This is a genomic window from Streptomyces sp. NPDC001890 (assembly GCF_042891445.1).
Classification (GTDB): domain Bacteria; phylum Actinomycetota; class Actinomycetes; order Streptomycetales; family Streptomycetaceae; genus Streptomyces.
The window spans coordinates 55,727-65,823 of record NZ_JBIATE010000035.1 but is presented as its reverse complement, the minus strand read 5'-3'; the positions used below and the strand labels follow the sequence as shown (position 1 = coordinate 65,823).

Below are 10,097 nucleotides of genomic sequence, written 5' to 3'. Positions count from 1 at the left end.
GGCGACCTGGCCGGCAGAGGTGTACTGCGTGAAGACGGGGGAGGGGATGGTCACATGCTCTCCTTGCGGCTCGAAAAGGGCGGACTGGCCGTTGGCGTCAGGCGGCAGTGTGGTGGGCCAGCAGGTGGTGCGGGTCGCGCTCGCCCGTGTCGGGCTCGACGTCGGTATGGATGACGGCGGCCACCAGTTTCGGGACGGCGTGCAGGAGTGCGTGCTCGGCCTCGACCGCGATGCGGTGCCCGGCCCGGACGCTGAGATGGCCGTCGATGACGATGTCCGCCTCTGCGCGCAGGCGGTGGCCGATCCAGCGCAGCCGCAGCCCGCCGACCTCCCGCACGCCGGGTACCTGGCGCAGGGCGGTCTCGGCGGCGTCGACGAGGGCGGGATCGACGGCGTCCATCACGCGGCGGAAGACCTCCCGGGCCGCGTCGCGCAGGACCAGCAGGATCGCCGCGGTGATCAGCAGCCCGACCACGGGGTCGGCGAGCCGCCAGCCCAGCGCGGCGCCGCCGGCGCTGAGGAGGACGGCCAGCGAGGTGTATCCGTCGGTGCGGGCGTGCAGGCCGTCGGCGACCAGCGCGGCCGACCCGATCTGGCGGCCGACCCTGATGCGGTAACGGGCCACCCACTCGTTCCCGATGAACCCGGTCACGGCCGCGGCCGCGACCACCCACAGGTGCTGCATCTCGCGCGGGTCGACCAGCCGGTCGATGGCGGTCCAGGCGGCGAAGACGGCGGAGGCGGCGATGGTGGCCACGATGACGATGCCCGCCAGGTCCTCGGCACGGCCGTACCCGTAGGTGAAGCGGCGGGTCGCGGCGCGGCGGCCCAGAAGGAAGGCGATGCCCAGCGGTACGGCGGTCAGCGCGTCGGCGGCGTTGTGCACGGTGTCGCCCAGCAGCGCGACCGAACCGGAGATCACGACGATCACCGCCTGCGCGACGGCGGTGACGCCGAGAACGGCGAGGGAGACCCACAGCGCGCGCATCCCGCGTGCCGACGCCTCCAGTGCCGCGTCCAGTTTGTCGGCCGACTCGTGGGAGTGCGGCACCAGAAGATGCCCGGCCCGATGCCGCAGACGGGCGAGCCGCCCGCTTCCCTGACCGGGGGTGTGGTCGTGAGGGTGGTGCCCGTCGGGGTGGCCGGGGCCGTGGTCGTGGCTCACGTTTCCTCCTCGTGCGAGTGCGAGTGCGAGTGCGAGTGCGCGGGCGCGGGCAGGGCGAAGCCGCCCCCGGCTGGACACGAGAGCAGCGCACCTCCATTATGTGCGTATGAGCGCACGCACGCACCTATCAACTGCGCAAGATGCGCACCCGCACAACCCCGGCGAGGAGCAGTTTTCCCTCGCCGCCGAGATCCTCGCCCTCCTCGCCGACCGCACCCGACTCACCCTGCTGCACGCCCTCGCCCAGCAGGAAGCGGACGTCACCACACTCACCGAGGCATGCGGCGCCCAGCGCCCCGCCGTCAGCCAGCATCTGGCCCGCCTGCGACTGAGCGGCCTGGTCCGCACCCGCAAGGAAGGCCGCCGCGTCATCTACACCCTGGCCGACGGACACCTGCGCCGCGTCGTGGACGAAGCACTGAACCTGGCCGACCACCAGCTCACCAACCGCCCCGCGCACGACTGACTGCACGGCCGTCCCGATGACCGACCCACCGACCACACAGAGCATCAGGCATCCTCGTCGGAGCAGAGCACAGATGCTGCTCCGGCGCCTGTCCGGCTGTTTCTCAAGACACATGACCGACATCGCAGCCGGCCCCTTCGGACAGCACCCCCCTCACGCCGCGCGGCAACCCCCACGAGCGCCGCAGCACCAGGGGCCACGCTCACGCCGGCCGGCGGGGCGGACGCGCGCGTGGTCGCAGCTCGCGTCGGCGGGGAGGCCGATCCAGACATCCGCGCCGCCGTCGGGGTGGTTGGCCGCCAGGTGCGGGGTCTCCTCACCGGCGGAGGTGAGGCCTGCCGCCTTCGTGGTCCTGGCCGTGGTCCCGGATGATGCCGGAGGCGAACTCCTCCAGGACGGTGCGCCGGTGGGCGGGTGGGTGTTCGCCGCACAGCCAGTCGGCCCGTACCCGCCAGGGCTCCGGGCAGCTTCGCGGATCGTCTTCCCACAGCTTCCTGGCTGCCCCGATGTCCACTCCCGGGGATCAACCTCACTCAGCCCTCCCGGGCACGGCCGGCCGACGGGGCGGCAACCCCGGCCGACGATGTCCTTGTCACCATCGGCCACGTATGACGTTCCAGGGCCGCCGTGTCATGGCCAGTGAGTTGCCCGTGGTCACCGTACTGTTCTCCTGCTGGAAGGACGGTGCGAGCCCCGCCATGGCTTCGATCGATGCCTTGGGACGTACGCACTCGTCCGTCAGGCCGTCGCAACGGTCCGGTGAAGCCGAGGCAGCCCGATCCGGGGAACGCCGGGGAGGGCGACGAGCGACCCCGGCAACGGGAAGGGGCGCGCCAGGACCACCGGGCGGTGCTGGTCCGTTCGGCAAGGCCAGAGGGAAGGGTGATGACCATGGAACTGTTCCTGCCGATCCCGCTCGCCGAGTGGCGGGACACCAAGGAGACGCTCCACCGCTTCGCGCAGATCGTCGGGAAGATCCGTCTCGCTGCCAGCGCACGGCGCAACCACTGGTGGAATGTTCCGTTCCACCTTTCGGGGCGAGGTATCACGACGCGCCCGATGGGGCAGGTCGACGGCAACCCGATCTTCACGATGGACTTCGACTTCGTCGCGCATCGGCTGGTCGTCTCGACGCTGGACGGCCGGGAGATCTCCTTTCCGCTCGCCGGCCAGTCCGTTGCTTCGTTCCACGACGCGGTCATGGAGTCACTGGCAGCGTTGGGCATCCAGGTGCGGCTGGACGTGCCCAGGCCCTTCGACCTGCCCGACTCCGGCCGGCCGTTCGCCGAGGACACCGAGCATGCGACATACGAGCCCGCGCACGCCAACCGCTACTGGCGGGTCCTCAGCCAGGTGGCGTCGGTGCTGGAGGAATTCGCCGCGGGGTATTCGGGAAAGGTGAGCCCGGTGCACCACTTCTGGCACACCTTCGACATCGCGCACACCCGGTTCTCCGAGCGTCACATCGAGCAGCCTCAGCAGCTGGACCCCGTCACCCGGGAGGCGTACTCCCGGGAAGTGATCAGCTTCGGCTTCTGGTTCGGGGACGACACCTTCCCCGCCCCCGCGTTCTACTCCTACACCGCTCCGGAGCCGCCGCACCTGGCCGACGAGCCGCTGGAGCCCGCGGCGGCGCACTGGGCCGCCCGGAACGACAGCCACCTGGCAGTACTGCCGTACGACGAAGTCCGTGCCGAGGACGACCCGCGTGGCGCCGTACTCTCCTTCTACGAGAGCGCGTACCGGGCCGGTGCCCAGCGCGCCGGATGGCCGATCGACCCGCTCGCATGCCCGGGCGGGGTGACGGATCCGAAACTGCGATCCCACGGACCCCACCCGGCTTCCGGCTGAGGCCCACAGCAACACCGAACCCCATTCGACATGGCCACCTGGCTACCACCCGGTCAGATGTCGCTGCGCACCGGCTTGCCCCTGAGCAGACCCGTCGCCCGGCCCTGCACTTGCCGGTGTTGTACACCGCGACGGTCCGGGTCGCCGATCGACCCGGACCGGTTCTCCTACCTGGCTGCGGCCCGACGTGGTCGTGGAGAGCAGGCCGACACCGGCACCGGTGGGTCGGCGAACGCCCTCTGCCAGGCGACGCCGTCATTCAAGGTCCACGGCAGAATCGGATGCCTTGCACTCGCCCTTGCCGACGAAATCGAGATCAATCGCGAGGGCGGCCCACTGCTGGTGCCGTGACCGTAAACGACCACCGGGTGGTGCCAACTGGGCTTGCTGGGCCTGGATGTGACGACACGTCCGATCGATACGAGCAGGCGCGACGGCAAGGCTGATCAGGGTTCGCAGGCTGACTGAACAGGAGGGGCAGAAGGCCCGGTTCGGCGACGACGGCGATGCGGCCGCCGCGGAACAAGGCCGCCCGCAGAGGCCACTCCCCGGGCGGGACCGGCGCCCGGCCGAGACGTTCGCGTACGGCCTCGTCCTGCAGCCGCGCCGCTCACCCTCCTCGTCGGGCACCTGACCTCCGCCGGCGCTTCGCGCCGAGGCCACCAGAGGGTGTGCTCGGCGAGCTGCAGGCGATTGCCATGGGCAACGCCGTGGGCGATCAGCGAGAACCCAGCAGGCGAAGATCGTCCGGTTCGTGACCGTGCGGGCCCACCAAGACCGCGTGAACAGATCAACTCCAGTAAGCTGACCGCGTTTTAGGAAGTGGCAAGCCGCGAATCGACTGCGCGCGATGGCGGGAAGCACGTGATGCAGCTGACGTTCGCGGTCCTCGACGGAGCTCTGATGAACCTGTTCATTCGCCGTTCAGCAAGCTCCGCCCCACGATCGTTTCGGGGGGTTGGAGCCGCGCGAGGGCCTGCCGGGCGACCGTCGACGCATGTGGGGATCGCGGCGTCGGGGCATTGGCCGAATCGGGCGATTCACCGGGCCGTGACGTGGCCTGGCAGCCGCTCGTACACGGCCGGCGCTCTTCCATCGCACGAACGGCCCACGCACCACTGACTTGCCGCATTGCCCTTCCTGTCCGCCAGTTCTCCGGAGACCGCGCACACCCTCTGCGGGGGAGTGAACCGCTGCGCTGTTCTTCGAAGGCTCGATCTACCCCTAGGACCACCCTCCGTGACCTTGTCCTCAAAAATCGCCATTGCCTTTGGCGTCTTGTCTCTCCTCCTAGCAGTCTGGGCGCTGCTCCTGGCACGCTCGCGCCGCAAGCACATACGACAGGGCAGAGAGTTGTCCGCGGAGGCGCAGGCCGCCGATTCCCGCGTGCAGGCTGCCGAGGGCCGTACCCGGACCGAGGTGCAGAAAAGGCAGGCCGCAGAGTCGCGCACGCAGGAACTCACCACCCGCGAGGCGGAGATTCTCGACGAAGTGCGTCACCTCGTCTCCGATCGGCTCCCCGCTCTCGCGCTGCACCTGATCAGCTCTCATCACCCCGTCCCCGGACTCCTGCACAAGAACCTCGCGGGATCCGAGGCCGCCCAGCTCCTGGACGCCCTGCCCGAAGCGGTTTCCGGCATCGTCCTCAAGGAAAGGCGCCGCATCGACGCCGCTGCCCGGGCCGCTCTGCGTGGTGCGACTCAGGAGTCCCAGGCCCTCTCCTACCGGCTGCAGACGAATATCGTGGGTCTGCAGCACGAGTTCAGTGCGCCGCCCCGTCTGACGCAGAGTCTGCTCGAATCCGACCACATCAATGAGCAGAACCTGCGCCTCACGCAGAGGTCCGCCATCGTGTGCGGCGGCTGGCCGGGTCACGTCCGTAAGGACACCTACGTGAGCGAGGTCGTCAGTGGCGCCTCCTCGCGTCTGCGCGGCTTCGACCGCATCAACATCGTTTCCCGGCTGGGCCTTTCCAACATCGGAGTGGTCGGGCGCGCTGCCGAGCCGGTCGCTGTGGTCTGCGCCGAGCTGATGGCGAACGCGCTGGAGCACTCCCGTGACGACCTCATGGTGGACGTCGGTTTGATCCAGACCGGCAACGGAAGTGTGTGCATCACGATCGACGACGCCGGCAAGGGCATGACTGCAGAAGCGCTCGCCCGCGGCCGAAGTCTGATATCGGGTGAACAGCAGGAGGTGCTGCTCCTCGAACTCGGCGATCCGCCGTCCATGGGCTTCGCCGCCATCGGCCGTCTCGTCGCCGACTACGGCCTCCATGTCTCCATCGACACTTCCTCTCCCTATGGCGGGGTGCGCGCTGTGGTGTCCGTTCCCGACAACTTGTTGACCTCGATCGACGAAAACGCCACACCTCCGTCGGTCATGGCTCCCCAACCTGCCGTGGCGCCACAGGCCCACAAGCGGCCGGCCGCTGCCGACTCGCCCGCACACCCGCCCGCGCCGACCGGTGCGTCCGCGCTGCCGCAGCGCCGCCGCCGTTTCTCAGCGACAGCCACCAATGACGAGACCGCCGCTGCGCCCCGCCCCTTGAACCCGGAAGACACCGGTGCCATGTGGAGCGATTTCCAAAGCGGCCTCACCGGCGACCGGTCCGTCACCGATTCGGAGTCAACACTGTGACCATGCCTGAAACCCACGAAGAGACCGGCCCGTCCGCCTGGGTCCTGAAGCCCATCACCGAGATCCGTGGTGTCCGGCACGCCCTGACGATGACTCTCGACGGGATGGTCCAGGCCATCTCCGAGAATCTCACCAAGGACGAGGCAGACGGCATCGGTGCGATGACTGCCGCGCTGCACTCCGCCTCCCGCGCCGCGACCAACGCCGTTCTGGGAGTCCCTCGAAGCACTCCGCTCAAGACCGTCACCTCGCACAACGACCGGGGTATCTACATGGTCATGCCGGTCGGAGAAGGAACCAACACGCTGATCGCGGCAGCGGGCGACGAGGACATGCCCATGGGCGTGGTCGCGGCCACCATGGCCCGCCAGGCGATGAAACTCGGGGAACAGATAATGTCCGTTCCCGCTCGTACCAGCGACGGGGCGTCATGAGCCGCGGCCAGGAACAGCGACGGCTGCTGCCGGCCTACCTGGCCACCGGGACCAACCCCGGCGCCGGCCTCTCGGGCACCCTCGATTCGCTGGCCGCTCTGCGCGCCAGTGGTCTGCCCCTCGCGAGGTACCACACAGCGGTGCACCAGCGCGTGATCGAGCTCCTCACCGACGGGTCGCTCAGCGTCGTCGAACTGGCCGGCTATCTCGGCCTCCCGGTCAGCGTGACCCTGGTGCTCGCCGAACAACTCGTCAGTGACGGTCAGTTAAAGGCCACCGTCCCGATTCCGGACGCCCTGCGCGCGTCGAACGATGGCCGACCGTCGAAAGAAGTCCTGGAAGAGGTTCTGAGTGGACTCCACGCTCTCCTTGCCGCCTAGCTCGCCTCCTGTCTACCTGCCCGAGGGAGAACACCGAAGGATCAAGATCCTCGTTGCCGGCCCGCTCGGTATCGGCAAGACAACCGTGGTCAAGTCGCTGTCGCAGATCCCGACACTGCACACCGACGAAGTCATGACGAACGCGGCGGTCGCCACCGACGACCTCAGCCACGACGTCCTGCGTGACAAGACCACCACCACGGTCGCCATCGACTTCGGCCGCCTGACGCTGCCGGGCGACAAGATCGTTCTGTACCTGTACGGAACTCCGGGGCAGCGCCGCTTCCTTCCGCTGTGGGAAGGCATCGCCTTCGGAGCGCTCGGCGCCCTCGTCCTGGTCGACACCCGGCGCCTCAAGGACTCCTGGGAAGTGATGGAACTCATCGAGGAGCGCGGTTTGCCGTACGCCGTCGCTGTCAATGTCTTCCCCGACTCACCCAAGTACGACTTGGAGCTCATCCGCTCGAAGCTCGACCTCGCCCCGGAGACACCACTGGTCACCTGTGACGCACGAGAGAAGAACAGCGGCCTGCACGCGCTCGCCCAACTGACCGCCCATTCCATATCCGTTGCCGGAGTCAAAGCCTCGTGACGCTCACACCAGCCGAAGCCCCCGTGTCCCTGCACGGGGCCGAACACGCCGCGAACCCGCAGCGCAGCTATGAACTGCTGCGCAAGCAGGGACCGGTCGGCGTAGCCGAGGTGGCCCCCGGTGTCGTGGTCAACCTGGTCACCGACTACCGAGCCGCCCTCGACCTCCTCCAGGACACCGATACATGGACCAAGGACACCCGGGGCTGGCTGCCGCAGGTGCCGGAGGACAGCCCGATCCGGCCCCTGGTGGAGTGGCGGCCGAGTCTGTTCTTCGCCGACGGCGAGGCACACGCACACCTGCGACGTGTGATCACGGACAGCTTCAGTCTCCTGGATCCCCATGACGTGCGCGCCCTGACATTCCGCTTCGCCGACACGCTGCTCCGGGAATTCGCCGATACCGGGACTGTCGACCTCGTTCCCCAGTACGCGCAGCAACTGCCCCTGATGGTCTTCAACGCTCTGTTCGGCATGCCGGACGAGGACGGCCCGCGGCTCGTGTGGGCGCTCGGGGCGATGATGGACAGCGATCCGGAGAGACAGGCACTGGGCGGGCAGGCTTTCGGCGCCTACCTCGAAAACCTCTACGGGACCAAGGCGGCACAGCGCGGCCATGATCTGACCTCCTGGTTCATCGATCACCCCAACGGGCTGAGCCAGGAAGAGGCCGTCAACCAGATCCTCATCACCCTCGGGGCCGGGAACGAGCCACTGTGCAACCTCATCGCCAACACGCTCGTCCGCCTGCTCAGCGACGACCGCTACTTCGGCACCCTGACCACCGGGAGCCTGCCCATCCAGCACGCCATCGATGACGCGCTGTGGCACGACGCCCCGCTGGCCAACTACAGCGTCCACTTCCCCAGGAAGGACGTGACCTTCCACGGCGCCCGCATTGCTGCGGGTTCGCCCGTCATGGTCTCGTACGCCGCCGCCAACACCTGCCCCCACTCGGGCATCCCGTCGGACGGCTACCGCTCCGGGAACAAGGCCCACCTGGCCTTCGCCGCAGGACCCCATACATGTCCTGCCCGTGACGTCGCCACACTGATCGCCACCGCCGCCATCGAGAGGCTCCTGACCTACCTGCCGGACATCGAACTGGACGTTCCCGCAGACAGACTGACCTACCGCCCCGGGGCTGTTCACCGGACGCTCACCGCGCTCCCGGCCCGATTCACCCCCCTGACCCCCGACGCCAACGGGGCCACCCCCTGGAGCCGGAGCCCTTCCCGCCCCGAGCGGGACATTCCAATCTCTTCGACAGCAGGCGGCACCGAGGCGTAGAAGCCGTATCACCTGCCGTCGATCGTCACGTAACGGTGGTGCCGTCCGGGAGCCGGCCGGCACCACCGCTACGACGCCAGGGAGGAGACGCGGGTCCGTTGACCCGTCCTCTGCAAGAACGGAACCGTGACGACGGTTCCCGAGCGAAAGAGGATCAATCGCCGGTGACACAAACCCTTCCCACAGGACTGCCCGACCTCGCTTCCCTACGACAGAAGGTGGGCGCGGCTCTGACCGGATTCCTTGAGACCAAGGAACGCGCTGCGCCGGGAATCGAGCTGCTCTACCTGACCACCACCCTGCGCGGACTCCTGACCGGCGGAAAACGACTGCGTTCCCTGCTGTGCCTGTACGGATGGCAGGCCGCCGGAGCGACAGGCGACATGACTGCCGCCATTCGCGCTGCCGCCAGCCTCGAACTCTTCCAGGTGTTCGCCCTGGTGCACGACGACGTGATGGACGACAGCGACATCCGCCGCGGCCGGCCGTCCGCCCACCGTGCACTGGCCACCGCGTACACCGACAGCGGCGGTCCGGGCAGCCGGGCCGAGGCGCACGGTCTGGGCGCGGCCGTCCTCCTCGGCGACCTGGCCCTGGTGTGGTCCGATGAACTCCTGAGAACGGCGGACCTCAGCCCGGGGCGACTGGCGCAGGTGCTGCCCCTGGTGGCCGAAATGCGGAGCGAGGTCATGTACGGCCAGCTCCTGGACCTCCAGACCACCGGTCGCCTCACCGGTGATGTGGATACCGCACTGCACGTTATTCGATACAAGACGGCTAAATACACCATAGAACGGCCCCTGCACATAGGGGCGGCAGCGGCCGGAGCGACCCAGTGCGTTCTCGATGCCTGCACCGGGTTCGGAATCCCACTAGGAGAAGCGTTTCAGCTGCGGGACGACCTGCTCGGGGTCTTCGGCGACCCTGCCAGAACAGGCAAACCAGTGCTGGACGACCTGCGCGAGGGCAAGGCCACCGTCCTGATGGCGCTCGCGGTCCAGCGAGCCTCCACGGCCGAACTGAAGACACTGCGCGAGCTCGTCGGGCGGAGCGACCTCAACGAGGAACACGCAGCCGCGGTCCGCACGATCCTGAACTCCACCGGCGCCCGGCAGACCGTGGAGGAAATGATCGCCACACGACGGGCCGCCGCCCTCGCCGCCCTGGACGACGCCCCCTTCCCAGAAGGTGCCACGGCCTCCCTGCGCCGGCTCGCCCTGGACGCGACGGCCAGGCAGACATAAGGCGTCGCCGCACTCAGTCAGTCAGAACCCCGAAGA

At 68.5% G+C, this 10,097-nt stretch carries 10 protein-coding genes; 8 read left to right on the top strand and 2 right to left on the bottom strand.

Annotated features, from left to right (window positions below; translation table 11 throughout):
* Window positions 1-97: 97 nt before the first annotated feature.
* Window positions 98-1,165 carry a cation diffusion facilitator family transporter gene (locus ACFYY1_RS38910; RefSeq protein WP_388594316.1) on the bottom strand — a complete coding sequence of 356 codons (1,068 nt, stop codon included), beginning with the start codon at window positions 1,163-1,165 and terminating at the stop codon, window positions 98-100.
* A 106-nt stretch (window positions 1,166-1,271) separates the two neighbouring features.
* Here ACFYY1_RS38910 and ACFYY1_RS38905 point away from each other — a divergent pair, with 106 nt between their 5' ends.
* Entirely contained in the window at window positions 1,272-1,631 is a 360-nt protein-coding gene (locus ACFYY1_RS38905) for an ArsR/SmtB family transcription factor (RefSeq protein WP_388594313.1), read from the top strand.
* Between the two features lie 316 nt (window positions 1,632-1,947).
* On the opposite strand, the gene ACFYY1_RS38900 is transcribed toward ACFYY1_RS38905, so the two are convergent.
* Complete coding sequence (locus tag ACFYY1_RS38900; RefSeq protein ID WP_388594311.1) at window positions 1,948-2,145, bottom strand: hypothetical protein; 198 nt, start codon at window positions 2,143-2,145, stop codon at window positions 1,948-1,950.
* Between the two features lie 377 nt (window positions 2,146-2,522).
* Between ACFYY1_RS38900 and ACFYY1_RS38895 the strand changes: the two genes are divergently transcribed.
* The 7 genes from ACFYY1_RS38895 (at window position 2,523) to ACFYY1_RS38865 (ending at window position 10,061) form a co-directional block, all read left to right on the top strand.
* The gene (locus ACFYY1_RS38895; RefSeq protein WP_388594321.1) at window positions 2,523-3,482 is read left to right on the top strand and encodes a DUF5996 family protein; all 960 of its coding nucleotides are present in this window, start codon (window positions 2,523-2,525) and stop codon (window positions 3,480-3,482) included.
* A gap of 1,239 nt (window positions 3,483-4,721) precedes the next feature.
* Complete coding sequence (locus ACFYY1_RS38890) at window positions 4,722-6,122, top strand: sensor histidine kinase (RefSeq protein ID WP_388594309.1); 1,401 nt, start codon at window positions 4,722-4,724, stop codon at window positions 6,120-6,122.
* Window positions 6,123-6,124: 2 nt separating this feature from the next.
* The gene (locus ACFYY1_RS38885; RefSeq protein WP_388594307.1) at window positions 6,125-6,556 is read left to right on the top strand and encodes a roadblock/LC7 domain-containing protein; all 432 of its coding nucleotides are present in this window, start codon (window positions 6,125-6,127) and stop codon (window positions 6,554-6,556) included.
* Window positions 6,553-6,936, top strand: a complete 384-nt coding sequence (locus tag ACFYY1_RS38880; RefSeq protein WP_266737707.1) for a DUF742 domain-containing protein — start codon at window positions 6,553-6,555, stop codon at window positions 6,934-6,936. The genes ACFYY1_RS38885 and ACFYY1_RS38880 overlap by 4 nt, the downstream gene beginning before the upstream one ends.
* Entirely contained in the window at window positions 6,908-7,528 is a 621-nt protein-coding gene (locus ACFYY1_RS38875) for an ATP/GTP-binding protein (RefSeq protein ID WP_376625993.1), read from the top strand. Before ACFYY1_RS38880 ends, ACFYY1_RS38875 begins: the two co-directional genes overlap by 29 nt.
* Complete coding sequence (locus ACFYY1_RS38870; protein ID WP_388594304.1) at window positions 7,525-8,817, top strand: cytochrome P450; 1,293 nt, start codon at window positions 7,525-7,527, stop codon at window positions 8,815-8,817. Before ACFYY1_RS38875 ends, ACFYY1_RS38870 begins: the two co-directional genes overlap by 4 nt.
* Window positions 8,818-8,981: 164 nt before the next feature.
* Window positions 8,982-10,061 carry a polyprenyl synthetase family protein gene (locus ACFYY1_RS38865; RefSeq protein WP_388594302.1) on the top strand — a complete coding sequence of 360 codons (1,080 nt, stop codon included), beginning with the start codon at window positions 8,982-8,984 and terminating at the stop codon, window positions 10,059-10,061.
* Window positions 10,062-10,097: the final 36 nt, after the last annotated feature.